Raw genomic sequence first — 23,560 nt, 5'->3', positions numbered from 1 at the left:
TCGTCGTCTTTCATGCCGCAGGTACGTTGGCCGTACCCGTTCGTTTCGGTCAATTACTTGAGGTCGTCAACGTAGCCGAGGCTACGCAGGGCGCGCTCATCGTCGGCCCAGCCGGATTTGACCTTCACCCACAGCTCAAGGTGCACCGGGGCTTCGAACATCTCCTGCATATCTTTGCGGGCTTCAATGCCGATGGTTTTGATCTTGGCGCCTTTGTTGCCAATCACCATCTTCTTCTGGCCTTCACGCTCAACCAGGATCAGGCCGTTGACGTCGTAGCCGCCGCGATCGTTGCTGACAAACTGTTCGATCTCGACGGTCACCGAGTAGGGCAGCTCTTCGCCAAGGAAACGCATCAGCTTTTCACGGATGATCTCCGAGGCCATAAAGCGCTGGGAACGGTCGGTGATGTAATCTTCCGGGAAGTGGTGGATCGCTTCCGGCAGATGCTTACGCACGATGCTGGCGATGGTATCCACGTTCATTCCGGTCTCGGCAGAGAGCGGCACGATATCGAGGAAGTTCATCTGGCTGGCGAGGAACTGCAGGTGCGGCAACAGATCCGCCTTCTCCTGCACGTTATCGACTTTGTTAACGGCCAGGATCACCGGCGCTTTGCCGTCGCGCAGTTTGTTAAGCACCATCTCGTCGTCTGCCGTCCAGCGGGTGCCTTCCACGACAAAGATCACCAGCTCAACGTCGCCGATAGAGCTGCTTGCCGCCCTGTTCATCAGGCGGTTGATGGCGCGCTTCTCTTCCATATGCAGGCCCGGGGTGTCCACGTAGATGGCCTGGTAAGCGCCTTCGGTATGGATCCCCGTGATGCGGTGACGCGTGGTCTGCGCTTTACGGGAGGTAATAGAGATCTTCTGCCCCAGCAGATTGTTCAGCAGCGTAGATTTGCCGACGTTGGGACGCCCAACGATGGCAATAAATCCGCAGTATGTTTTTTCGTTGCTCATTCCAGCTCCAGTTTTTTCAACGCCTGTTCGGCGGCTGCCTGCTCCGCCTTGCGGCGACTGGAACCTGTGCCGACTACCGGTTCACTCAGGCCGCTTACCTGGCAGTGGATAGTAAATTCCTGATCGTGGGCTTCGCCACGCACCTGCACAACCAGATAGGTTGGCAGCGGCAGGTGACGACCCTGCAAAAATTCCTGTAAACGCGTCTTCGGATCTTTTTGTTTATCCCCTGGGCTGATCTCGTCCAGGCGGGTTTGATACCAGTAGAGGATCAGCTTTTCGACGGTCTGAATATCGCTATCGAGAAACACGCCGCCAATCAACGCTTCTACGGTATCGGCCAGAATCGACTCCCGGCGGAAACCGCCGCTTTTAAGCTCGCCCGGCCCTAAGCGCAGGCACTCGCCCAGCTCAAACTCGCGGGCAATCTCAGCCAGCGTGTTGCCGCGCACCAGCGTGGCGCGCATCCGGCTCATGTCGCCCTCGTCTACGCGAGGAAAACGGTGGTAGAGCGCGTTGGCGATAACAAAACTTAAAATGGAGTCACCCAAAAACTCCAGACGCTCATTGTGTTTGCTGCTGGCGCTGCGATGGGTTAACGCCTGCTGCAACAACTCCTGATGTTGAAAAGTGTAGCCCAGCTTCCGTTGAAGCCGATTAATTACGATGGGGTTCATGCGATACCAATAGAATGAATGCGTCAAAAATGCAGCACACGAAACCGACCTGAAGAGAACAACGCGGTTTCGTGTGCCGTGGCTCCCTGCGGAACCAGCCTTAAACTTCGGGGGAATATTCTATACACAACGGCGGGGGATGTCGTTAGCCGTAACTGATTTATAGCGGAAATAATTTGGGTTGCAGCCAGATTAGCTGCAACCCGACGGATTAGTGGATGCCGCCGATGCGGTTTAAGCGCACGCCGGTTGGCCACTCGCCCTCTTGTTTCTCGAAGCTCATCCAGATTGCCGTTGCCCGGCCCACCAGATTCGCCTCCGGCACAAAGCCCCAGTAACGGCTGTCCGCGCTGTTATCGCGGTTATCACCCATCATGAAGTAGTGGCCTGGCGGCACGATCCACGTCGCCAGCGGCTGGCCCGGCTGCTGGTGATAGAGTCCCAGCTGGTCCTGCGCAATTGGCACGGTCAGAATGCGGTGTGTCACGTTACCCAGCGTCTCTTTACGCTCGGCAAGGCGGACGCTGTTTTCTTTGGTTTCACCCGGCGGCAGCTGGAAAAAGCCGCTGGTGGCCTCGCCACCGTTGCGGCGGCTAAAGGTCTGCACAAAATCGCTGGGCTCGACGTTAGAGTAGGTGATCGGCAGCGCGCTGGCGCACGCCTGGCCGGAGCTGCATCCCGGCTGTACCGTGACCTGCTTAGTCACCGGATCGTAGCTGACCTTATCACCCGGCAGGCCCACGACGCGCTTGATGTAGTCCAGGCGCGGATCGTCCGGATACTTAAACACCGCGATGTCGCCGCGTTTCGGATGGCCGGTTTCGATTAGCGTTTTCTGGTAGATCGGATCCTTAATACCATAGGCAAACTTCTCCACCAGAATAAAGTCGCCGATCAGCAGAGTTGGCATCATCGAACCCGACGGGATCTGAAACGGCTCGTAGATGAACGAGCGTACCACCAACACAATCGCCAGCACCGGGAACACGGAGGCTCCGGTCTCCAGCCAGCCCGGTTTCGGGCCCACTTTTTTCAGCGTTTTTTGATCCAGCGTATCGCCCGCCGCGGCCTGGGCTGCGGCCTGCCGCTCCCGACGCTTGGGTGCAAATACGGCCTTGTCCAGGCACCAGAGCAACCCTGTAACCAGGGTTGCAATCACCAGGATCAGGGCAAACATGTTCGCCATACCAACTCCTTAATGGTTTATTTGCCGTCTTTACCTACGTGCAGAATGGCGAGGAACGCTTCCTGCGGCAGCTCAACGTTACCGACCTGCTTCATACGCTTCTTACCCTCTTTCTGCTTCTGCAGCAGCTTTTTCTTACGGCTGACGTCGCCGCCGTAGCACTTGGCCAGAACGTTTTTACGCAGCTGCTTCACAGTCGAGCGGGCAATAATGTGGTTACCGATCGCGGCCTGAATGGCAATATCAAACTGCTGGCGCGGGATCAGATCTTTCATCTTCTCAACCAGCTCGCGACCGCGGTATGGCGCGTTATCGTTGTGGGTGATCAGCGCCAGGGCATCAACACGCTCGCCGTTGATCAGGACGTCAACGCGCACCATGTTGGAGGCCTGGAAGCGCTTGAAGTTGTAATCCAGCGACGCGTAGCCGCGCGAGGTGGATTTCAGGCGATCGAAGAAGTCGAGCACCACTTCCGCCATCGGGATCTCATAGGTCAGCGCCACCTGTTTACCGTGGTAAACCATGTTGGTCTGCACGCCGCGCTTCTCAACGCAGAGGGTAATGACGTTGCCCAGATACTCCTGCGGCAGCAGCATATGGCACTCGGCGATAGGCTCGCGCAGCTCCTGAATGTTATTCAGCGGCGGCAGCTTGGATGGGCTATCGACATAGACCGTCTCTTTCGAGGTGGTCACGACTTCATAGACTACGGTCGGCGCGGTGGTGATCAGATCCAGATCGTATTCACGCTCCAGACGCTCCTGAATGATCTCCATGTGCAGCAGGCCGAGGAAGCCGCAGCGGAAGCCGAAGCCCAGCGCGGTGGAGCTCTCCGGCTCGTAGAACAGGGAGGCGTCGTTAAGGCTCAGTTTGCCCAGCGCGTCGCGGAAGTTCTCATAGTCGTCAGAGCTGACCGGGAACAGACCCGCGTAAACCTGCGGTTTCACCTTCTTAAAGCCTGGCAGCGCTTTGTCCGCCGGATTACGGGCGGTGGTCAGGGTATCGCCCACCGGCGCGCCAAGGATGTCCTTGATAGCACACACCAGCCAGCCTACCTCACCGCACTTCAGTTCGGTACGGTCAACCTGCTTCGGCGTAAAGATGCCCAGGCGATCGGCATTATAGACCTGCCCGGTGCTCATCACTTTGATCTTGTCACCCTTGCGCATGGTACCGTTGTTGATACGGACCAGGGAGACAACGCCCAGGTAGTTATCGAACCAGGAGTCGATAATCAGCGCCTGCAGCGGCGCGTCGGGATCGCCCTGCGGCGGGGGAATATCGCGTACCAGACGCTCCAGGACGTCGCCTACGCCCACGCCGGTTTTCGCAGAGCAGCGCACGGCGTCGGCCGCGTCGATGCCGACAATATCTTCAATCTCTTCCGCCACGCGCTCCGGATCGGCCGCCGGCAGGTCAATTTTGTTCAGGACCGGGACGACTTCCAGATCCATTTCCATCGCCGTGTAGCAGTTAGCCAGCGTCTGCGCTTCTACGCCCTGACCTGCATCGACCACCAGCAGTGCGCCTTCGCACGCCGCAAGAGAACGGGAGACCTCATACGAGAAGTCAACGTGCCCTGGGGTGTCGATAAAGTTCAGCTGATAGGTTTCGCCGTCGGCGGCTTTATAGTCCAGGGTTACGCTCTGGGCTTTGATGGTGATCCCGCGCTCGCGCTCAAGATCCATTGAGTCAAGCACCTGGGCTTCCATTTCGCGATCGGAGAGGCCGCCGCAAAGCTGGATGATACGGTCAGACAGCGTCGATTTACCGTGGTCGATGTGCGCAATGATGGAGAAGTTACGTATATTCTTCATATGTAAGGATGTTTTAACTCGCGTTTTTATCGTAATTCATTTGATGGACACGGCAGAGGACCCACACCCCAGCCTACCGTTCCGTACATTGCCGAGCATCTTACACTGTAGCGACATGGCAGTCAGTAAGGATCCATTTATTAACATAAAACCTTACAACAGAGGCATAAAACCCGCTGAAGCGGGTTTTATGCCAGTCAGATTTGATATCAGGCGGCTTTGGGCGAAAATTTTACTATAAGCTGCTGATTAACTTGAATATCGAAATCAGTAAACAGTGCTATCGGCTTCACGCCGTTACCCTGTTTTTCTAAACGAACAAAACCTCGTGAACTAAGCGTTTTTAGCGTAACCGACAGATTGCTTTTTTTTCTGCCCGACATCTCAGCGAGCTCAGTAATGCTCTCTGGCTTATGCTCTTCAATGAGTCTTAAGAGTGCAATATTCTCATTACTCAGCACCTGTGCCAGAGCATTCATTGATGTAAACCATACCCTGGGCTCATCGGGTTCTGGCTTATACTCACCTTTGGCTATAGCAAGCATCCTGAAACGGATGTGCTCTTCAGGCATAACACCAATTAACGCTTTCATGTGTTAACCTCTGTTTTCTCGTATTGCGATGACTTCATCCACGCGGTTGAAAAAATCTTCGATAAGTTGGCCTGCCGATACATATTCATATGGGTGGCCTTTATCATGCGGTGTGCGATGCAGATGGTCATATACTATTCTTCCGGAATAGCAGCCTTTTTTTGATAGCTTTATGCCATGCGCATTATCCATCCCAAAGACTCGTGTATTGTACTTATCGTGGAGCGTTAAACTGTACCGGATACCGTGAGGGATAAACGTTGAAGGCTTCACTTCCCATACTTCAATTTTCCACCAGTATCCATCATCCCGATAGACCGTCGAGCCATGCAAAGATAGTAGATAGTCTAAACCATTATCTCTTTCCATAGAGTTCCCCACTACGGTTATGATCGGATCATAACCGCAAATGCAGGGAAGTCAAACGGTCGTAAACAGGAAGGTTAACTAGATAAAGCGCATTACGATTGCAGAAGGATTAACGCGACTGAGAATTGGCGTCTGCCGGGGTGGCATCGACCCGCAGCAGATCAGGCGGCAGGGCAACGCTTAGGATCACCGGCTGCCAGGCCTGCCGAGCGGCCAGCTTGGGCGAAAACGCGCGGGCCAGCAGAAAGCCACCGACGCCGCCCAGCACCGCGCCGCCCATTGCCGCCAGGTCATAACCAAACAGCGTCTGGAACAGCGCGGCCATGACAAACAGCCCCACCAGCGGCGACATATAGACCAGCAGCGCGGAGCTGAGCAGGCTGCCTTCGGCAATGCCCAGCTCGACCTTCTGCCCGGCCACCAGCGGCTGTTCGCTGGGTACGGAAATGGTGTGGACCATCTGCGGTCCCAGCTTGTTCAGGACCCGGCTGCCGCACCCTGCGCGTGAGGCGCAGCTGTTACAGGATGCTTTTACGTCACAGCTGACAACGGCTTCGCCATTGTGCCACGAGACGACGGTTGCCCACTCTTTGATCATTGTGCTGCCCTGAATTTAAGACTGTCTGCAATACGTTTTGCGGTCTGCGGCGGAAGCTCGCCGACCACGGTAATTTCTGCGTTATCCCGCACGGTGGTGCTGACGGTACGACGCCCGGTACGCAGCATCTGATCGCTGCTGTTCTGGCTGGCACGATTAACGTTGATCGAGAAGCTAAACAGTCCATCAGAGAAGAGGCGGGACTCCACCGGCATATCGATAGTCGGTAGCTTGCGACGGCTGCTGGAGACTTCGCTAAAGCCCTGCGGCAGCCAGGTAGGTGACCAGTTAAAGTCGATCTTTTCACCGGCTGGCACCGAGAGCAGCGGCGGCAGGTTGGCTTTGGCGAGGTTCTCCATATTGCTCCCCACCCGATCGTTAACGGTGAAGGCCACTACGCGAAACTGCTCCAGCGTCTCCCCGTCGCGATCGAGCAGATCGACCCGCATAGGGAGCTTGGTTTCTGCATCCAGCCAGACAATGTAGCTGTAGCGGGTGCCGTCGCGGGCTACAACGCGGATCACTTCGCACAGGCGATCGGCAATCCGGGTACGGCCTACCGAGATAAAATCGTAGAAGGCCGCCAGCCGTTTGAAATCGGTATAAACCAGGGAGGGCAGCGAATCGACAATGTAGTCGCCGGTCAGCGTAAACGGCTCAAGGCCCGGCTCGAAATAGCTTATTTCACTGCCGCGCTGAACGACCTCGCGGCGCGGGCCATCCATCTGCAACAGCTGGGCGAGCGGCTGGTTTGCCAGCCGGGCATGCCGATAGCGTAACGACTCGACGCCCTGCTTGTTAATGCTGACAAAAGAGAGCTCATAATTAAGAGACTGGCTGGCCAGGTTCATCTGCTGCAACAACGCCCCGGAGGTAACATCAGCCGAGGCGTTAGCAGAAAACAACAGACTACCGGCCATGAGAGACATGGCATACCAAAGTTGCTTCATTACTGCGATTGCGTTCCTAAGGTTTGGATTCCTGGCACCTGTACAGCGGCCTGCTGGGTTTGCGCCTGTTCAAACTGAAGCTGTTCGGAGTGCAGGCGGCGTTGCAGCTCATAGTCCTGCAGCATCGCGTTAATACGGCGGCGCTGCTCCTGAACCTGCTGCTGCTGGCCAGCATCAGCGGTCGCATCCGACGGCACGCCCAGGCTGACCGGACTGGCTTTACCCATCATAGGAAGCGTATTAAATACCGGCGCTTCAGGCTGCTGGGCTGTGTCTGACTGGCTGTTATAGTGCTGCACGCCGACAATAACGGCAAGCGAAACGCAGGCAGCCACACCCATTTGGGTAAGCTGGCTTGCCCAGGGACGCACTTTTTGCCAGAACGGCATCTTCTGCCACTGCTGCGGCGCAGGCTGGGATTCCGGGATCAATGGCGTGGTCTGCCGTACCGGTTCGTCGGCAATGGCGGCCATGACGCGGCTTGAGATATCGAAATGGATGACGTCGGCAGTGTCTCCGCGTAAAGCGTCACGCACCAGGTGATAACGCTCCCAGGTTTCCTGCATTTCCGGATCGCGAGACAGCTCCTTGAGCAGCTCGGTATCCAGCGTCTCACCATCCATTAAAGCGGAAAGCTTTTCTTTCTGCATGCCTAATACCTTTTCCAGTATCCCGCTATCGTCAACGCCTGATAAGCGGTTGAACTTTATTATCAATGGCTTCCCGAGCGCGGAAGATACGTGAACGTACCGTACCCACCGGACAGTCCATAATGGCGGCTATCTCTTCATAGCTAAGGCCATCCAGCTCCCGTAAGGTAATTGCCATACGTAAATCTTCCGGAAGCGATTCAATGGTTCGGAAAACGATCTGTCTCAGTTCTTCTGACAACATTAAGTTCTCAGGGTTCGAAATTTCTTTCAGCGCCCCGCCGTTTTCGTAGTTTTCTGCTTCTATAGCATCAACATCGCTGGACGGTGGACGACGACCCTGAGCGACCAGGTAATTCTTGGCGGTATTGACCGCAATTCGATAGAGCCAGGTGTAAAAAGCACTATCTCCCCGGAATGAATCCAGCGCGCGATAGGCCTTAATGAAAGACTCTTGTGCCACATCGGGAACATCGCCCGACGGCACATAACGGGAAACCAGGCTCGCTACTTTATGCTGGTAGCGGACCACCAGTAAGTTAAAGGCTTTCTGATCTCCCTTCTGGACCCGTTCGACGAGGACCTGATCCGTTAACTGCTCGCTCATCCGAGGTAATGTCTCCCCAAACCTAATATCCACGCGTAATCGAAACGCCACTCCCACACAGCACTCTGAGCAAGCATGTGGTTAGAGAGACTTTTTCGGCAAAAGTTCCGTTACGCCTTTGTTTTTGTGTATCGTTTCGCAGACCGCTCGTTATGACTCATTATAAGTCTACTGACGCTAAACTATGCACATTGCATAGAAGAAAAGCCTTTAATACCGCCAGCAGAGTAACGCAACCCCGCTTTTTTTTCACCACAAAACTGATTTAGCTCGCTTACCGCCTCGCTGTTTAGCCGCTACAACTCAATTTAAAAAAACAGGTGCTTTATACCGCTTTTAGATCTATGCTGGGCCAATCCTGTTTAGTAAATTAAACACACTATCATGAATACACCTCCCGATCTCTTCTGCGATGTGCTGGTTATTGGTAGCGGCGCTGCGGGCCTCTCCCTGGCGCTGCGTCTGGCGCGAAACCATAGCGTGATTGTTCTGAGTAAAGGCCCGATTAGCGAGGGGTCAACCCTCTATGCGCAGGGTGGGATTGCCGCCGTGTTTGATCAAACGGATAGCATCAGCTCTCACGTGGAAGATACGCTTATCGCTGGCGCGGGCATCGTCGATCGCCATGCGGCTGAGTTTGTGGCCAGCAACGCCCGCCCCTGCGTGCAGTGGCTAATCGATCAGGGCGTGCTGTTTGATACCCACGTCCAGCCCAACGGTGAAGAGGGCTATCACCTTACCCGCGAGGGCGGGCATAGCCATCGCCGGATCCTGCACGCCGCCGATGCTACCGGCAAAGCGGTCGAGACGACGCTGGTAAGCCAGGCGCTGAGCCATCCTAATATTCGCGTGCTGGAGCGCAGCAACGCCGTCGATCTGATCGTCTCTGACCGTGTGGGCCTCTCCGGCCCGCGCCGGGCGGTTGGCGCATGGGTATGGAACCGCAATCGCGAAGCGGTAGAGACCAGCCGCGCAAAAGCGGTGGTGCTGGCCACCGGGGGGGCGTCAAAGGTCTACCAGTATACCACCAACCCGGATATCGCCTCCGGAGACGGCATCGCTATGGCCTGGCGTGCAGGCTGCCGGGTTGCCAACCTCGAATTTAATCAGTTTCACCCCACTGCCCTCTTCCATCCCCAGGCGCGTAATTTCCTGCTCACCGAGGCGCTGCGTGGTGAAGGCGCCTATCTCAAACGCCCGGACGGCACGCGGTTTATGCCCGACTTCGATCCCCGCGGCGAGCTGGCCCCGCGCGACGTGGTCGCCAGAGCGATTGACCATGAGATGAAGCGTCTCGGGGCGGACTGCATGTACCTGGATATCAGCCACAAGCCAGCGGCCTTTATTCGCCAGCACTTCCCAATGATCTACGAGAAGCTGCTCGGCCTGGGTATCGACCTGACGAAAGAGCCGGTGCCCATCGTGCCGGCGGCACACTACACCTGCGGCGGCGTGATGGTAGATGACGCGGGCCGCACCGACGTTGACGGACTGTATGCCATCGGCGAAGTGAGCTATACCGGCCTGCACGGCGCGAACCGTATGGCCTCTAACTCGCTGCTGGAGTGTCTGGTCTACGGCTGGTCAGCGGCGGAAGATATTTCCGGGCGGCTCTCTGCGGTGCCAGAGGTCACAATGCTCCCCGCGTGGGATGAGAGCCAGGTAGAGGATCCGGATGAGCGGGTCATCATTCAGCATAACTGGCACGAGCTGCGCCTGCTGATGTGGGACTACGTGGGGATCGTGCGCACCAGCAAGCGGCTGGAGCGCGCCCTCCGGCGGATCCAGATGCTGCAGCAGGAGATCGACGAGTACTATGCCAACTTCCGCGTCTCCAATAACCTGCTGGAGCTGCGCAATCTGGTGCAGGTTGCGGAGCTGATTGTCCGCTGCGCTATGGCGCGTAAGGAGAGCCGGGGTCTGCACTACACGCTCGACTACCCGGAACCACTGGCTGAATCCGGGCCGTCGATCCTCGCTCCACGCAACTACATAAAGAGAACTACATAAAGAGATAGAAAGCCTGGGTCAGCGCCGTATAGTCGTCAGAGTAGCGCTGATCCGCCCCACGGATGGTCATGCGATCGCTAAAGCACTCTCCCTGCGTCGGTGAGAAAGCCAGCAGTACGCGATGTGGCAGACGGCTTTCGTTATCGGCAACGTCGGTGCGCAGGCGCAGATGCCAGCCTGACTCCAGCGCCTTCTGCGTAAAGCCATTTCCCAGCCCTTCCGGCAGCACCACGCAAAAAAATCCCTCTTCCGTGATGCACTCGGCGGCGCAGGCCAGCAGCGTGCCGTGATCGAGGGAGACGGTATAGCGCGCCTGCGCCCGCTGCGGCGTGCCGCACTCGACCCCTTTTTCATAGTAGGGAGGGTTGCTGACGATCAGATCGTAGCGGCTGGTGCGCTCGTTGACCCACTGCTGAATATCGGCAGTATGGATCTGAATGCGATCCGCCCACGGCGACTCGCTTACGTTCTCCTGCGCCTGCTGTGCAGCATCGGCGTCCAGCTCCACGGCGTCAATGCTCACTGCCCCGCCGGTACGCTGGGCCAGCATCAACGCCACTAAACCGCTGCCGGTGCCGATGTCGAGGATGCGCTTAACCCCGGCGACCGGCGACCATGCTCCAAGCAGAATGCCGTCGGTGCCGACCTTCATGGCACATCTGTCGTGGGCAATAAAAAATTGTTTAAATGTGAATCCATTACGACGCAGCTGCGCTTTGCTGTGGGGCATTATTAACAATCCAACTAACGAAACCGATGTAGGATAGGGGAAAGCCGCCAGGCGGGGAAGCGTTATCCACACAAACAGATGAAGATTGCAGCCATAACGTCTATAATCAGCGCCCCACACAGAGGTAGAACATGACTGTAACGACTTTTTCCGAACTCGAACTTGATGAAAGCCTGCTGGACGCGCTCCAGGAGAAAGGCTTCACACGCCCAACTGCCATTCAGGCGGCTGCTATTCCGCCTGCGCTGGAGGGCCGCGATGTACTCGGTTCCGCGCCTACCGGCACGGGTAAAACGGCGGCGTACCTGCTGCCTGCGTTGCAGCACCTGATCGATTTTCCGCGTAAGAAATCCGGCCCGCCGCGTATTCTTATCCTGACGCCGACCCGTGAACTGGCGATGCAGGTCGCCGAGCACGCGCGGGAGCTGTCGGCAAATACCCATCTGGATATCGCTACCATTACCGGCGGCGTCGCCTATATGAACCACGCCGAAGTGTTCAGCGAAAACCAGGATATCGTGGTCGCGACGACTGGCCGCCTGATGCAGTACATCAAAGAAGAGAACTTTGACTGCCGCGCCGTAGAGACGCTGATCCTCGATGAAGCGGACCGCATGCTGGAGCTGGGTTTCGCCCAGGATATCGAGCACATTGCCGGAGAGACACGCTGGCGTAAACAGACAATGCTCTTCTCCGCCACCCTGGAAGGCAACGCCGTTAAGGACTTTGCCGAGCGCCTGCTGGAAGATCCGGTCGAGGTCTCTGCAACGCCGTCGACCCGCGAGCGTAAAAAGATCCACCAGTGGTACTACCGCGCGGATAACTTTGAGCATAAAACCGCCCTGCTGCAGCACCTGCTCAAGCAGGACGACGCGACCCGCACCATCGTGTTTGTCCGCAAGCGCGAGCGCGTGCACGAGCTGGCAGAGCTGCTGCGTAACGCTGGCATCAACAACTGCTATCTTGAAGGCGAGATGGCTCAGGTGAAGCGTACCGAAGGTATTAAACGTCTGACCGAAGGCCGGGTGAATGTGCTGATCGCCACCGACGTTGCCGCGCGCGGGATCGATATTCCGGACGTGAGCCACGTCATCAACTTCGATATGCCGCGCAGCGGTGATATCTACCTGCACCGTATTGGCCGTACCGGCCGCGCCGGGCGCAAGGGCACCGCCATTTCGCTGGTCGAGGCTCACGATCACCTGCTGCTGCAGAAAATTGGCCGCTACGTTGACGAGCCGTTGAAGGCACGCGTCATTGACGAGCTGCGCCCCACTACCCGTGCGCCGAGCGAGAAGATGACGGGGAAACCGTCCAAGAAGGCGCTGGCCAAGCGCGCCGAGAGGAAAGAGAAAGAGAAAGAGAAGCCGCGCGTGAAGCAGCGCCATCGCGATACCAAAAACATTGGTAAGCGTCGTAAGCCAAGCGGCTCTCCGGAGTCCTCAAACGAGTAATAAAAAGCCGGGTGATAAGCCCGGCTTTTTTTATCAGGCCCGTTACAGGCTTTCTGTGAAAGTACGGGCGATAACGTCGCGCTGCTGCTCCGGGGTCAGGGAGTTAAAACGCACCGCATAGCCTGACACGCGGATGGTCAGCTGCGGATATTTCTCCGGGTGCTCAACCGCATCAAGCAGGGTTTCACGACGCAGCACGTTAACGTTCAGGTGCTGGCCGCCTTCAACGCGAACCTGCGGCTGAACTTCCATCGGCACTTCGCGATACTCAATGCTGCCCAGCTGGTCAATCGCCACCACGTCATCTTCGGCAAAACCGCCTTTGGCACATACGCAGCGCGCTTCGCCTTTATCGCTGTCGAGCAGCCAGAAAGAGTTCAACAGATCGTCGTTTGCCGCTTTGGTGATTTGGATACCTGTAATCATATGATGCCTCCTCGGCGTATTACTCTATTTTGTCGGCCTTATTCCCGGCCAATTGGTAAAACCATTGTTGCCTGAGTGTCTATATACCAGCCAAATCGCCCCTATTCTTTGACTTACATCAACAAAAACCCTACCCAGAAAGTGGACATCAAGGGAAATAGTTGTTTTATATCAAGTTACCTATTCCGCGAGTCTAAAAATGTTCTGTAAATTTTCAAATTTTTTTAGGCTTTCTTCGCCGTTTTGACCTGCGCATTTTATTCCCGCGAAAGAAGCGGTTAAGCTTAGGATCATCAAAAGAGGCAGGAGATCGGAATGACCACTTCGCAAACATGGCACGACGTGCTGGCTGAAGAGAAAAAGCAGCCCTACTTTACCAATACGCTTAACGCAGTAGCCGCCGAACGCGAGGCTGGCGTAACGGTTTACCCGCCGCAGAAGGATGTGTTTAACGCCTTTCGCTTCACCGAACTGGGAGATGTAAAGGTGGTGATCCTGGGCCAGGATCCCTACCACGGGCCGGGACAGGCGCACGGCCTGGCTTTCTCCGTCCGCCCCGGCGTCGCCACGCCCCCGTCGCTGCTCAATATGTATAAAGAGCTGGAGAACTCAATTCCAGGGTTTAGCCGCCCAACGCATGGCTATCTGGAGAGCTGGGCGCGTCAGGGGGTGCTGCTGCTCAACACGGTGTTAACCGTCCGCGCAGGCCAGGCGCACTCTCATGCCAGCCTCGGCTGGGAGACCTTTACCGATAAGGTGATTGCTTTGATTAACGAGCACCGCGAGAACGTGGTGTTTTTACTGTGGGGATCCCATGCGCAGAAGAAAGGGGCGATTATTGACGGTCAGCGCCACCATGTTCTGAAAGCGCCCCACCCTTCACCGCTGTCGGCGCACCGGGGCTTTTTTGGCTGTAACCACTTTGTGCTGGCTAATGAATGGCTGGAGCAGCACGGCGAGAAGCCGATTGACTGGATGCCGGTTCTGCCGGCAGAGAGCGAATAGCAAAGCGTTCAGGCCCGGCGGGGTAAGATCTGCTGGGCCTGCAAAGCATTACGCTTTGTTCTGACGCCACCACTCGGCGAGCAGAACGCCGGTCGCCACGGAGACGTTAAGACTTTCAACGTTGCCCGTGCCCGGAATAGCGAGACTCAGATCGGCGCTCGCCAGCGCCGCATCGGAGAGGCCGTCACGCTCCTGGCCTAACACCAACACCATCTTCTTCGGTAGCTCGGCTTTGTAGAGCGGCGTACCTTCATGGCTGGAGGTTGTCACAATGGTGTAGCCCGCCTTGCGGAAGGCATCCAGCGCATCAAGCACGCTCTCCCCGGTGATCGCCTGCACATGTTCAGCCCCGCCCTCAGCGGTACGCACCGCTGCGCCAGACTCGATAATCCCTGCGTCCTGCAGCACCACGCCCTTCACGCCGAAGTGCGCGCAGCTGCGCATCATCGCGCCGAGGTTATGCGGATTACCTACATCCTCCAGCGCCAGGACACAATCCTGCTCGCCGGCCTGGCTCACCCACTGCTGTACGGAGATACCGCTACGCTTTTTAATGATAAAGCAGACGCCACCGTGATGTTCGGTACCGGATGCTTTTGCCAGCTCGGCTTCGTCAACCACGTGGTAAGCCTTGCGGTTAGCGGCCATCCAGCGCAGCGCCTCTTTAAAGCGCGGCGTCACGCTCTGGACAAACCAGGCGCGAACAATGCAATCCGGGCGGCTCTGGAACAGCGCCTGGCAGGCGTTCTCACCGTAAACGCGCGTCTCTTCAGCGCGCTGGCGGCGGATCACTTCGGGATCGATAACCGGCTTGCCGCTGGCTGACTCCTCCTCGTCCCGTACCGAATCGGCAACGGGCGGACGGGAGACGGTGCGCCACGGCGAGCCGCCGTCACGGTCGTTGTCACGGTCACGATCGCGACCAAAAGGTTTTCTCTCATCGCGGGCGGGGCGACGGCCACCGTCTGCACGAGACGATCCCGGACGTCCGCCCCCCTTCCCGGTACGCGGGTTATGGGTACGTTTATCGGAATCATCATCACTGCGGACATACATCACTTTGACCTTGCCGCTTTTGTTTTTAAGTTCGTCGTTCATGCTTTTCTCCACCAGCGCTGCGCGAAGCGCGCAGATTACCCGATGTGCAGGCGCATAGCCATTACTTCATCTAAAAGCCTGCGACTATTGTACTCATTGAGTAAAACGCGTTGTTGTTTCGCACCCGCTCAAAGATAATATGTAACATATTGGAAACATACTATGTCCCACCGCACTACCCAGAGGTTAGTTATGAATACCGTATGTGCAAGCTGTCAGGCACTGAACCGCATTCCCGATGACCATGCTACCGACGGCGCGAAATGTGGACGCTGTGGCCACGATCTTTTCGATGGTGACGTGATTAACGCCACCGGCGAGACATTGGACAAACTGCTGAAAGACGATCTGCCGGTCGTGGTCGATTTTTGGGCGCCGTGGTGTGGCCCCTGCCGCAGTTTTGCCCCCATTTTTGAAGACGTCGCCGAAGAGCGCAGCGGCAAAGTGCGCTTTGTGAAAGTGAATACCGAAGCCGAGCGCGAGTTGAGCGCCCGCTTCCGTATCCGCAGCATTCCAACCATCATGCTGTTCAAAAACGGTGAGGTTGTCGACATGCTGAGCGGCGCGGTGCCGAAAGCGCCGTTCGATAGCTGGCTGAACGAATCACTCTAATCTTCCGGGGCACGCTTGTGCCCCGTTTTTCCCTCTGCCACAATGGCGTTTTTTCTGCGCCACCTCTATGACCGTGACCAATAACGCCGTACTGCAACTTCGGGCGCAACGTCTTGCCCGCGCCACACGCCCTTTTCTCGCCCGGGGTAACCGTATCCGTCGCTGTCAGCGCTGCCTGTTGCCGCTAAAGCAGTGCCTGTGCGCCACGCTGCAGCCCAGCGCCGCCCGCAGTCGCTTCTGTCTGGTGATGTTTGATACCGAGCCGATGAAGCCCAGCAATACAGGGCGGCTGATTGCCGATATCCTGCCGGATACCGCCGCGTTCCAGTGGTCGCGCACCGAGCCGCCGCAGGCGCTGTTGGATCTGGTCGCCGATCCCAATTACCAGCCGATGGTGGTCTTCCCCGCCGCCTATGCGGGCAGCGAGCGTCAGGTCATCACCACGCCGCCCAACGGTAAACCGCCGCTGTTTATTATGCTCGATGGAACCTGGACCGAGGCGCGGAAGATGTTTCGCAAAAGCCCGTATCTTGACGCACTGCCGGTGATCTCAGTCGATCTCTCCCGCGTCTCCGCCTACCGCCTGCGCGAAGCCCAGGTTGAGGGTCAATACTGCACGGCAGAGGTGGCGATCGCCCTGCTCGATCTTGCCGCGGATCAGCCTGCCGCCCAGGCGCTGGGGGATCACTTCTCCTGCTTCCGCACCCGCTATCTGGCAGGAAAAACGCAGCATAAGGGCAGCGTCACAGCGGATATCGAAGAAAGCGTTTAAAATCATCAGGTCACTCTTTTCTGGAGACCGGTATGAGCCAACGAGGACTGGAAGCGCTGCTGCGCCCTAAGTCGATTGCGGTGATTGGTGCCTCAATGAAGCCGGATCGCGCCGGTTTCCTGATGATGCGTAACCTGCTGGCCGGCGGCTTCGCCGGTCCGGTGCTGCCGGTAACCCCGGCCTGGAAGGCGGTGCAGGGGGTGCTGGCCTGGCCGGACATCGCCAGCCTGCCCTTTACGCCGGATCTCGCCGTGCTCTGTACCCATGCGAAACGTAACCTGAGCCTGCTGGAGGCGCTAGGCCAGAAGGGGTGTAAGACCTGCATCATCCTCTCTGCGCCACCAGAACAGCATGCCGATCTGCTGGCCTGCGCCAGCCGTTTTCAGATGCGCCTGCTGGGGCCAAATAGTCTCGGTCTGCTGGCGCCCTGGCAGGGGCTCAACGCCAGCTTCTCTCCGGTACCCATCGCCCGCGGCAAGCTGGCCTTTATCTCTCAGTCGGCGGCGGTGTCCAATACCATTCTCGACTGGGCCCAGCAGCGCGAGATGGGTTTCTCCTATTTTATCGCCCTCGGTGACAGTCTGGATATCGACGTTGATGAGCTTCTCGACTTCCTGGCCCGCGACAGCAAAACCAGCGCGATCCTGCTCTATCTGGAGCACCTGAGCGACGCCCGGCGCTTTGTCTCCGCCGCCCGTAGCGCTTCGCGTAATAAACCCATTCTGGTGATCAAAAGCGGCCGTAGCCCGGCGGCGCAGCGCCTGCTGCACGTTAACGCCGGGATGGATCCCGCCTGGGATGCGGCCATCCAGCGCGCAGGCCTGCTGCGGGTGCAGGATACCCATGAGCTTTTCTCCGCCGTTGAAACCCTGAGCCATATGCGCCCGCTGCGCGGAGAGCGCCTGATGATTATCAGCAACGGCGCGGCACCGGCGGCGCTGGCGCTGGACGAGCTGTGGCTACGCAACGGCAAGCTGGCGACGCTCGGTGAAGAGACGCTCTCCCGCCTGCGTGAGGCGCTGCCGGGCTCGGTTGTGGCGGATAACCCGCTGGATCTGCGCGACGATGCCAGCAGCGAGCGCTATATCACCGCGCTTACTATCCTGCTCGACAGTGCGGACTATGACGCCCTGCTGGTGATCCACTCCCCCAGCGCCGTGGCACCCGGCAGCGAGAGCGCGCTGGCCCTGATTGACGCCCTGAAGAAGCATCCGCGCGGTAAATATGTCACCGTACTGACCAACTGGTGCGGGGAGTTCTCCTCTCAGGAGGCTCGCCGCCTGTTTAGCGAAGCGGGACTGCCGACTTACCGGACGCCGGAGGGGACGATTACCGCCTTTATGCATATGGTGGAGTATCGCCGTAACCAGAAGCAGCTGCGGGAAACGCCTGCCCTGCCCAGTAACCTGACCGCCGATACGGCCGAAGCGCATAAGCTGTTGCAGCAGGCTATCGATGAGGGAGCCACCGCGCTCGATACGCATGAGGTTCAGCCGGTGCTTCGCGCCTATGGGCTGCAAACGCTCCCTACCTGGATTGCCAGCGACAGCGCAGAGGCGGTACATATTGCCGGTCAGATTGGCTACCCGGTGGCCCTGAAGCTGCGCTCGCCGGATATCCCCCACAAGTCGGAAGTTCAGGGGGTGATGCTCTATCTGCGTACCGCTGCGGAGGTGCAGCAGGCGGCAGAGGCGATTATCGATCGCGTTAAGATGCGCTGGCCCCAGGCGCGGGTACACGGTTTGCAGGTGCAGAGCATGGCTAACCGCGCCGGTGCCCAGGAGCTGCGGGTCGTGGTAGAGCAGGATCCGGTCTTTGGGCCGCTGATTATGCTGGGCGAAGGCGGCGTGGAGTGGCGAGCGCAGGATCAGGCCGCGGTGGCGCTGCCGCCCCTGAACATGAACCTTGCCCGCTATTTGGTTATCCAGGCCATCAAGAATAAAAAGATCCGCGGACGCAGCGGTCTGCAGCCGCTTGATGTGATTGGCCTGAGTCAGTTTCTGGTGCGGGTATCAAACCTGATCGTTGACTGCCCGGAGATCCAGCGGCTGGATATTCATCCGCTTTTGGCCTCCGCCGGAGAGTTTACCGCTCTCGACGTCACGCTAACGCTGGCGCCGTTTAGCGGCAGCAGCGAAAGCCGGTTGGCGATCCGCCCCTACCCTCAGCATCTCGAGGAGAACGTGACGCTGAAAAACGGCGACGCCTGTCTGTTCCGTCCGATCCTGCCTGAAGATGAGCCTGCTCTGCAGCGCTTTATCGCCAAGGTTACAAAAGAGGATCTCTATTATCGTTACTTCAGTGAGATCAATGAATTTACCCATGAAGACTTAGCCAATATGACCCAGATCGACTACGATCGGGAGATGGCGATAGTTGCCGTGCGGCGCACTGATGATGGCGAAGAGATCCTTGGCGTAACGCGGGCGATCTCCGATCCCGATAACATTGATGCGGAGTTTGCCGTGCTGGTCCGTTCCGATCTCAAGGGTTTAGGTTTGGGACGACGCCTGCTGGAGAAACTTATTGGCTATACCCGCGATCACGGGCTCATGCGTCTGAATGGTATTACTATGCCTAATAATCGCGGTATGGTAACGCTGGCACGTAAACTCGGCTTTACCGTCGATATCCAACTGGAGGAGGGGATTGTTAGCCTGACGCTTCCTCTGGCTGGACCTGGCGGCACCTGAGTAAGGTACTGGAAATGTTGACCACTTTCGCTGGCTCTGGTGTTATCATTGTCCGCTTATGTGGTCTGCATGCTTCTGTAGATGCATGATACAGAGGACCCTTCAATAAACAGAGAAGATACGCACTGTGATGTTGTCAAAATTTAAGCGTAATAAACATCAACAACACCTTGCTCAACTACCTAAGCTCTCTCAGTCAGTTGATGATGTCACGTTTTACTACTCTCCCGCCGACTTTCGGGAGACGCTGCTTAAACAGATTGCCAGTGCAACGCAACGCATCTGTATTATCGCCCTGTACCTCGAGCAGGACGACGGCGGTAAAGGCATTATGGCGGCGCTCTATGAAGCGAAACGCCAGCGTCCGGAGCTGGATGTCCGCGTCCTGGTCGACTGGCATCGTGCCCAGCGTGGCCGTATCGGCGCCGCAGCGGCCAATACGAATGCCGACTGGTACTGCCGTCTGGCGCAGAAGAATCCCGGGGTTGATATCGCCGTTTATGGCGTGCCGGTGAATACCCGCGAAGCGCTGGGCGTGCTGCACTATAAAGGCTTCATCATTGACGATGCCGTATTTTACAGCGGTGCCAGCCTGAACGATGTCTACCTGCATCAGCATGAAAAGTATCGCTACGACCGTTACCAGCTGATCCGCAATGCGCGGATGGCAGACATTATGCTGGAGTGGGTCAACAGCAACCTGATTCAGGGGTGCGGCGTTAATCGTCTTGATAGCGACCAGCGCCCCAAAAGCCCGGAAATCAAGAACGATATTCGTCAGTTCCGTCAGGAGCTGCGTGACGCCAGCTACCATTTCCAGGGCGATGCGGATAACGAGCAGCTGGCGGTAACGCCGCTGGTGGGCCTTGGCAAAACCAGCTTGCTCAACAAGACGATCTTCCATCTGATGCCGTGCACCGAGCACAAGCTGACGATCTGTACTCCCTACTTTAACCTGCCGGCGGTGCTGGTACGCAACATCATTCAGCTGCTGCGCGAAGGTAAGAAGGTAGAGATTATCGTCGGAGATAAGACCGCAAACGACTTCTATATTCCAGAAAACGAGCCGTTTAAGATAATCGGTGCGCTGCCTTATCTCTATGAGATCAACCTGCGCCGCTTCCTGAGCCGCCTGCAGTACTATGTGAATACCGATCAGCTCATTGTCCGCCTGTGGAAAGATGCGGATAACAGCTATCACCTGAAAGGGATGTGGGTGGATGACGAGTGGTTGCTGCTGACCGGCAACAACCTTAATCCACGCGCATGGCGGCTGGATCTGGAAAACGCGATCCTTATTCACGATCCGCAGCAGGAGCTGGCTTCGCAGCGTGATAAAGAGCTGGAGCTGATCCGCACCCATACCACCGTGGTGAAGCACTATCGCGATCTACAAAGCATTGCCGATTACCCGGTTAAGGTGCGCAAGCTGATCCGCCGCCTGCGCCGGATACGTATCGACAAGCTGATCAGTCGTATTCTTTAACCTGAACAGACAGTCAGGCCCCGTCATCGATGGGGCCTTTTTATTGGGATTGGCGATGCGCACTCTTATCTTATCTGCCCTGTTGGTTCTAACCGGCTGCACGCATATGGCTGATGACCAATGGCATGGTCAGGACAAAGCTCAGCACTTTCTCGCTTCCGCCATGCTCTCTGCCGCTGGCAATGAGTATGCCCAGCGCCAGGGTATCAGCGCCGATCGCAGCGCAGCTTTTGGCGTCATGTTTTCATTAAGCCTGGGGGCATCAAAAGAGCTATGGGATAGCCGCCCGGCAGGAAGCGGCTGGAGCTGGAAAGATTTTGCCTGGGATGTAGCAGGAGCAACCACCGGCTATGCCGTCTGGCAGCTGGCACGCTAGCCCCACTTTGCCTGGTGCGCTTTTTTTCGCTTCAGATAATCTTCATCGGCCCGGATGCGATCCCACCAGGTTTTGAATATCGCCGCCGCCGCCGCTTTAACCGGATCGTTACCGCGCGGGTTTAGCTCACGATTCTCATCATACTTTTTGCCGCCCTTGTAGTTGGCGTAACGTCGGGCACGGGTATAACCCATCTGAATAAACTTACGCGCCATATCCATACCCACGAAGTCATCATTCTTGCGATACTCCTCAAACAGGGCGTAAATCTGTTCCGCTGATTTCTGCGCTGACGCCGGATCCTTGTAGCGCCAGAAGGGCAAGATCTCACCTTTATAGGGCTCAACCAGCAACACGCCCTGCTCTCCCCTACCAACCTGGTAACGTTCAGGATGCTGACGAAAGTCGGTTTCAGTAAAGTCCTGCTGATAATCAAATTCTTTGCGCACCGGCACTCTCCTTTGTGATTGCTCTTGTAACCATAGCACGCTTCGGAAGACTCCCCCTTTTTCGCCCATTTGCCTTAAGTGAACTATCCTCGAACAAACACCTGACACGAGGAAAAATAATGGCCCAGATGACCAGCGACTTCTTTGTAGAACGATTAAAAGCGTGGGGCGTAACCCGCATTTATGGCTACCCGGGAGATGGTATTAACGGCGTGCTTGGTGCGCTACAGCATGCTGAGAAAGCAGGTAACGGAATTGAATTTATCCAGGTACGCCATGAAGAGATGGCCGCCTTTATGGCCTGCGCGCATGCCAAGTTTACCGGTGAGCCTGGCGTTTGCCTCTCTACCGGCGGGCCAGGTGCGACTCACCTGCTGACGGGCCTGTATGACGCCCGCATGGACCATATGCCCGTTATTGCCATTGCTGGTCAGGCAGAGGCCACGGCTCGCGGTTCAAATTATCAGCAAGAGATTAACCTCGATCGCGTATTTAGCGACGTAGCAAACTTTGTGCAGGAGGCGGCAACACCTTCCCAGGTCCGTCATCTGGTGGATCGCGGCGTACGTATCGCCAAGGCCAATAACGGCGTCACGGTGCTGATCCTGCCGAAGGACATTCAGGATGAAGAGTGGCAGGATCCGCAGCATGCCCACGGCTTTACCCACTCAGGCCCCGGCTATCAACGCCCGCAGATCATTCCCTACCAGTACGATCTCCAGCGTGCCGCTGACATTCTTAACGAGGGTAAAAAGGTAGCGATCCTGATTGGCGCAGGCGCGCGGGATGCCGCAGTGGAAGTCGTTCAGGCAGCTAACCTGCTGGGCGCTGGGGTAGCGAAGGCGCTACTGGGTAAAGATATCCTGCCTGACGATGCGCCGTTTGTTACAGGCTGTATCGGTTTGCTGGGTACTGAGCCCTCCTGGGATCTGATGCAGGAGTGTGACACGCTGCTGATGATCGGCACCGGTTTTCCGTGGACTGAGTTTTTACCCAAAGAGGGTCAGGCACGTGCAGTACAGATCGATATCGATGCTTCTATGCTGGGGTTACGTTATCCCACAGAAGTGAATCTGCACGGTGACGCGGTGAGCACCCTTCAGGCACTGCTGCCTCTGCTTAAGCACAAGGACGATCGTGCATGGCAGGAGAAGATCGCGGTCTCTGTCCAGGCATGGTGGGAGAAAATGGAGGAGCGGGCTATGGCGAAAGCCAATCCAGTTAACCCGCAGCGCGTGGTGTGGGAGATGTCCCCCCTACTGCCGGACAACGCCATTGTGACGTCTGATTCAGGCTCCTGTGCAAACTGGTATGCACGTGATTTCCGCATTAAGCAGGGCCAGCGATCTTCCCTGTCAGGCGGTCTCGCCTGCATGGGCGCAGCGGTACCCTATGCCATTGCCGCTAAGTTCGCCTTCCCGGAAAAACCGGTCGTTGCGCTGGTAGGCGATGGTGCTATGCAGATGAATAACCTGGCTGAGTTAATTACCATTCAGAAGTACTGGCAAGGCTGGTCCGATCCACGCCTCATTGTTTGCGTATTTAACAATGGCGATCTTAATCAGGTGACCTGGGAGCAGCGCGTCATGGAGGGAAATCCCCGCTTTGAGGCGACTCAGGATGTGCCAGACGTGCCTTACGCTAAGTTTGCAGAATCCATTGGACTGAAAGGGATCTTCATTGACGATCCGGATAAGTTACATGACGCATGGACCGAGGCGTTGAGCGCGGATCGCCCGGTAGTGCTGGAGGTTAAAACTGACCCGGAAGTCGCGCCTCTGCCGCCGCACATTACGCTTGAGCAGGCAAAAGCGTTTATGTCATCGATGGCCAAAGGCGACCGTTCCGCAGGTAAAGTGATTGCCGATACGGCAAGTCAAATTATGAATACGGTTCTACCGGGGCATAAAGCGTAAGACATCAGGCTCATTACCACGCCGGGCGGCACGCTGTTTGCCCGGCCTACGGGGGACAGGTGCCGTCTGTAGGCCCGGTAAGCGCAGCGCCACCGGGCGCCGGTCTGCCGCAACGCAAAAAGGC

General features: G+C 57.0%; 24 protein-coding genes. 9 read left to right on the top strand and 15 right to left on the bottom strand.

The window, feature by feature from the left end; genetic code table 11:
- Positions 1–53 precede the first annotated feature (53 nt).
- The 11 genes from era to rseD all read right to left on the bottom strand — a co-directional run bounded on the left by era (position 54) and on the right by rseD (position 8,486).
- Complete coding sequence (gene era / locus RTX96_RS14990; RefSeq protein ID WP_268107059.1) at positions 54–962, bottom strand: GTPase Era; 909 nt, start codon at positions 960–962, stop codon at positions 54–56.
- On the bottom strand, positions 959–1,639 hold the full coding sequence (gene rnc / locus RTX96_RS14985) for a ribonuclease III (RefSeq protein ID WP_103818824.1): 681 nt from the start codon (positions 1,637–1,639) through the stop codon (positions 959–961). Before rnc ends, era begins: the two co-directional genes overlap by 4 nt.
- A gap of 211 nt (positions 1,640–1,850) precedes the next feature.
- Positions 1,851–2,825 carry a signal peptidase I gene (lepB, locus tag RTX96_RS14980; protein WP_103818823.1) on the bottom strand — a complete coding sequence of 325 codons (975 nt, stop codon included), beginning with the start codon at positions 2,823–2,825 and terminating at the stop codon, positions 1,851–1,853.
- A 17-nt stretch (positions 2,826–2,842) separates the two neighbouring features.
- Positions 2,843–4,642 (bottom strand): translation elongation factor 4, encoded by a 1,800-nt coding sequence (gene lepA, locus RTX96_RS14975; protein ID WP_103818822.1) that lies wholly within the window; start codon positions 4,640–4,642, stop codon positions 2,843–2,845.
- A 209-nt stretch (positions 4,643–4,851) separates the two neighbouring features.
- Positions 4,852–5,235, bottom strand: a complete 384-nt coding sequence (locus RTX96_RS14970) for a MarR family transcriptional regulator (protein ID WP_312671471.1) — start codon at positions 5,233–5,235, stop codon at positions 4,852–4,854.
- A 3-nt stretch (positions 5,236–5,238) separates the two neighbouring features.
- Positions 5,239–5,604: a DUF6516 family protein gene (locus RTX96_RS14965; RefSeq protein WP_312671470.1), complete on the bottom strand. Its 366-nt coding sequence runs from the start codon at positions 5,602–5,604 to the stop codon at positions 5,239–5,241.
- Positions 5,605–5,713: 109 nt separating this feature from the next.
- A complete protein-coding gene (gene rseC / locus RTX96_RS14960; protein ID WP_312269087.1) occupies positions 5,714–6,202 on the bottom strand; it encodes a SoxR-reducing system protein RseC in 489 nt (162 codons plus the stop codon).
- Positions 6,199–7,152, bottom strand: a complete 954-nt coding sequence (gene rseB / locus RTX96_RS14955; RefSeq protein WP_312671469.1) for a sigma-E factor regulatory protein RseB — start codon at positions 7,150–7,152, stop codon at positions 6,199–6,201. The genes rseC and rseB overlap by 4 nt, the downstream gene beginning before the upstream one ends.
- The gene (gene rseA, locus RTX96_RS14950; protein WP_103818819.1) at positions 7,152–7,802 is read right to left on the bottom strand and encodes an anti-sigma-E factor RseA; all 651 of its coding nucleotides are present in this window, start codon (positions 7,800–7,802) and stop codon (positions 7,152–7,154) included. Before rseA ends, rseB begins: the two co-directional genes overlap by 1 nt.
- Positions 7,803–7,833: 31 nt before the next feature.
- Positions 7,834–8,409, bottom strand: coding sequence for an RNA polymerase sigma factor RpoE (gene rpoE, locus RTX96_RS14945; protein ID WP_042395496.1), 576 nt, complete (start codon positions 8,407–8,409; stop codon positions 7,834–7,836).
- On the bottom strand, positions 8,406–8,486 hold the full coding sequence (gene rseD / locus RTX96_RS14940) for a rpoE leader peptide RseD (RefSeq protein ID WP_243731523.1): 81 nt from the start codon (positions 8,484–8,486) through the stop codon (positions 8,406–8,408). Before rseD ends, rpoE begins: the two co-directional genes overlap by 4 nt.
- Before the next feature lie 307 nt (positions 8,487–8,793).
- Here rseD and nadB point away from each other — a divergent pair, with 307 nt between their 5' ends.
- Positions 8,794–10,419, top strand: coding sequence for an L-aspartate oxidase (nadB, locus tag RTX96_RS14935; protein WP_312671468.1), 1,626 nt, complete (start codon positions 8,794–8,796; stop codon positions 10,417–10,419).
- Here the strand turns inward: nadB and trmN are convergent.
- The gene (gene trmN, locus RTX96_RS14930; protein ID WP_312671467.1) at positions 10,412–11,149 is read right to left on the bottom strand and encodes a tRNA(1)(Val) (adenine(37)-N(6))-methyltransferase TrmN; all 738 of its coding nucleotides are present in this window, start codon (positions 11,147–11,149) and stop codon (positions 10,412–10,414) included. The genes nadB and trmN overlap by 8 nt on opposite strands.
- Positions 11,150–11,280: 131 nt before the next feature.
- Between trmN and srmB the strand changes: the two genes are divergently transcribed.
- On the top strand, positions 11,281–12,603 hold the full coding sequence (srmB, locus tag RTX96_RS14925; RefSeq protein WP_268107051.1) for an ATP-dependent RNA helicase SrmB: 1,323 nt from the start codon (positions 11,281–11,283) through the stop codon (positions 12,601–12,603).
- Between the two features lie 42 nt (positions 12,604–12,645).
- Here the strand turns inward: srmB and grcA are convergent, their stop codons facing one another.
- Positions 12,646–13,029: an autonomous glycyl radical cofactor GrcA gene (gene grcA / locus RTX96_RS14920; RefSeq protein WP_103818815.1), complete on the bottom strand. Its 384-nt coding sequence runs from the start codon at positions 13,027–13,029 to the stop codon at positions 12,646–12,648.
- Between the two features lie 315 nt (positions 13,030–13,344).
- On the opposite strand from grcA, the gene ung reads away from it, so the two are divergent.
- Positions 13,345–14,034, top strand: coding sequence for a uracil-DNA glycosylase (gene ung, locus RTX96_RS14915; protein ID WP_103818814.1), 690 nt, complete (start codon positions 13,345–13,347; stop codon positions 14,032–14,034).
- Positions 14,035–14,082: 48 nt separating this feature from the next.
- On the opposite strand, the gene RTX96_RS14910 is transcribed toward ung, so the two are convergent.
- Positions 14,083–15,132, bottom strand: a complete 1,050-nt coding sequence (locus RTX96_RS14910) for a tRNA/rRNA methyltransferase (protein ID WP_312269094.1) — start codon at positions 15,130–15,132, stop codon at positions 14,083–14,085.
- 192 nt (positions 15,133–15,324) lie between these two features.
- On the opposite strand from RTX96_RS14910, the gene trxC reads away from it, so the two are divergent.
- The 5 genes from trxC (at position 15,325) to RTX96_RS14885 (ending at position 21,071) form a co-directional block, all read left to right on the top strand.
- Complete coding sequence (gene trxC, locus RTX96_RS14905) at positions 15,325–15,744, top strand: thioredoxin TrxC (protein WP_103818812.1); 420 nt, start codon at positions 15,325–15,327, stop codon at positions 15,742–15,744.
- A 73-nt stretch (positions 15,745–15,817) separates the two neighbouring features.
- Positions 15,818–16,516 carry a tRNA-uridine aminocarboxypropyltransferase gene (gene tapT, locus RTX96_RS14900; RefSeq protein WP_312269101.1) on the top strand — a complete coding sequence of 233 codons (699 nt, stop codon included), beginning with the start codon at positions 15,818–15,820 and terminating at the stop codon, positions 16,514–16,516.
- A 32-nt stretch (positions 16,517–16,548) separates the two neighbouring features.
- Entirely contained in the window at positions 16,549–19,209 is a 2,661-nt protein-coding gene (locus RTX96_RS14895; RefSeq protein ID WP_312671466.1) for a GNAT family N-acetyltransferase, read from the top strand.
- A 130-nt stretch (positions 19,210–19,339) separates the two neighbouring features.
- Positions 19,340–20,695 carry a CDP-diacylglycerol--serine O-phosphatidyltransferase gene (gene pssA / locus RTX96_RS14890; protein WP_312671465.1) on the top strand — a complete coding sequence of 452 codons (1,356 nt, stop codon included), beginning with the start codon at positions 19,340–19,342 and terminating at the stop codon, positions 20,693–20,695.
- A 55-nt stretch (positions 20,696–20,750) separates the two neighbouring features.
- Positions 20,751–21,071, top strand: a complete 321-nt coding sequence (locus RTX96_RS14885; protein ID WP_312671464.1) for a YfiM family lipoprotein — start codon at positions 20,751–20,753, stop codon at positions 21,069–21,071.
- On the opposite strand, the gene RTX96_RS14880 is transcribed toward RTX96_RS14885, so the two are convergent.
- Positions 21,068–21,520, bottom strand: a complete 453-nt coding sequence (locus RTX96_RS14880; protein WP_286140672.1) for a DUF4385 domain-containing protein — start codon at positions 21,518–21,520, stop codon at positions 21,068–21,070. The genes RTX96_RS14885 and RTX96_RS14880 overlap by 4 nt on opposite strands.
- Positions 21,521–21,639: 119 nt before the next feature.
- On the opposite strand from RTX96_RS14880, the gene RTX96_RS14875 reads away from it, so the two are divergent.
- On the top strand, positions 21,640–23,436 hold the full coding sequence (locus tag RTX96_RS14875; RefSeq protein ID WP_312671463.1) for a thiamine pyrophosphate-requiring protein: 1,797 nt from the start codon (positions 21,640–21,642) through the stop codon (positions 23,434–23,436).
- The last annotated feature ends 124 nt before the right edge of the window (positions 23,437–23,560 follow it).

Source organism: Pseudescherichia sp. (genome assembly GCF_032052675.1).
GTDB lineage: Bacteria > Pseudomonadota > Gammaproteobacteria > Enterobacterales > Enterobacteriaceae > Pseudescherichia.
The sequence above is the reverse complement of the archived record's forward strand: the minus strand, read 5'-3'. Positions and strand labels throughout refer to the sequence as shown.

Excerpts from the sequence above, each read along its gene's own strand:
- RTX96_RS14970 (WP_312671471.1), bottom strand. The coding sequence starts at position 5,235 with ATGAAAGCGTTAATTGGTGTTATGCCTGAAGAGCACATCCGTTTCAGG.
- rseD (WP_243731523.1), bottom strand. The coding sequence starts at position 8,486 with ATGCTTGCTCAGAGTGCTGTGTGGGAGTGGCGTTTCGATTACGCGTGG.
- grcA (WP_103818815.1), bottom strand. The coding sequence starts at position 13,029 with ATGATTACAGGTATCCAAATCACCAAAGCGGCAAACGACGATCTGTTG.
- RTX96_RS14875 (WP_312671463.1), top strand. The coding sequence starts at position 21,640 with ATGGCCCAGATGACCAGCGACTTCTTTGTAGAACGATTAAAAGCGTGG.
- lepA (WP_103818822.1), bottom strand. The coding sequence starts at position 4,642 with ATGAAGAATATACGTAACTTCTCCATCATTGCGCACATCGACCACGGT.
- rseA (WP_103818819.1), bottom strand. The coding sequence starts at position 7,802 with ATGCAGAAAGAAAAGCTTTCCGCTTTAATGGATGGTGAGACGCTGGAT.
- rnc (WP_103818824.1), bottom strand. The coding sequence starts at position 1,639 with ATGAACCCCATCGTAATTAATCGGCTTCAACGGAAGCTGGGCTACACT.
- nadB (WP_312671468.1), top strand. The coding sequence starts at position 8,794 with ATGAATACACCTCCCGATCTCTTCTGCGATGTGCTGGTTATTGGTAGC.
- rseC (WP_312269087.1), bottom strand. The coding sequence starts at position 6,202 with ATGATCAAAGAGTGGGCAACCGTCGTCTCGTGGCACAATGGCGAAGCC.
- rseB (WP_312671469.1), bottom strand. The coding sequence starts at position 7,152 with ATGAAGCAACTTTGGTATGCCATGTCTCTCATGGCCGGTAGTCTGTTG.
- srmB (WP_268107051.1), top strand. The coding sequence starts at position 11,281 with ATGACTGTAACGACTTTTTCCGAACTCGAACTTGATGAAAGCCTGCTG.
- era (WP_268107059.1), bottom strand. The coding sequence starts at position 962 with ATGAGCAACGAAAAAACATACTGCGGATTTATTGCCATCGTTGGGCGT.
- lepB (WP_103818823.1), bottom strand. The coding sequence starts at position 2,825 with ATGGCGAACATGTTTGCCCTGATCCTGGTGATTGCAACCCTGGTTACA.
- RTX96_RS14885 (WP_312671464.1), top strand. The coding sequence starts at position 20,751 with ATGCGCACTCTTATCTTATCTGCCCTGTTGGTTCTAACCGGCTGCACG.
- RTX96_RS14895 (WP_312671466.1), top strand. The coding sequence starts at position 16,549 with ATGAGCCAACGAGGACTGGAAGCGCTGCTGCGCCCTAAGTCGATTGCG.
- RTX96_RS14965 (WP_312671470.1), bottom strand. The coding sequence starts at position 5,604 with ATGGAAAGAGATAATGGTTTAGACTATCTACTATCTTTGCATGGCTCG.
- trmN (WP_312671467.1), bottom strand. The coding sequence starts at position 11,149 with ATGCCCCACAGCAAAGCGCAGCTGCGTCGTAATGGATTCACATTTAAA.
- trxC (WP_103818812.1), top strand. The coding sequence starts at position 15,325 with ATGAATACCGTATGTGCAAGCTGTCAGGCACTGAACCGCATTCCCGAT.
- pssA (WP_312671465.1), top strand. The coding sequence starts at position 19,340 with ATGTTGTCAAAATTTAAGCGTAATAAACATCAACAACACCTTGCTCAA.
- rpoE (WP_042395496.1), bottom strand. The coding sequence starts at position 8,409 with ATGAGCGAGCAGTTAACGGATCAGGTCCTCGTCGAACGGGTCCAGAAG.
- RTX96_RS14910 (WP_312269094.1), bottom strand. The coding sequence starts at position 15,132 with ATGAACGACGAACTTAAAAACAAAAGCGGCAAGGTCAAAGTGATGTAT.
- ung (WP_103818814.1), top strand. The coding sequence starts at position 13,345 with ATGACCACTTCGCAAACATGGCACGACGTGCTGGCTGAAGAGAAAAAG.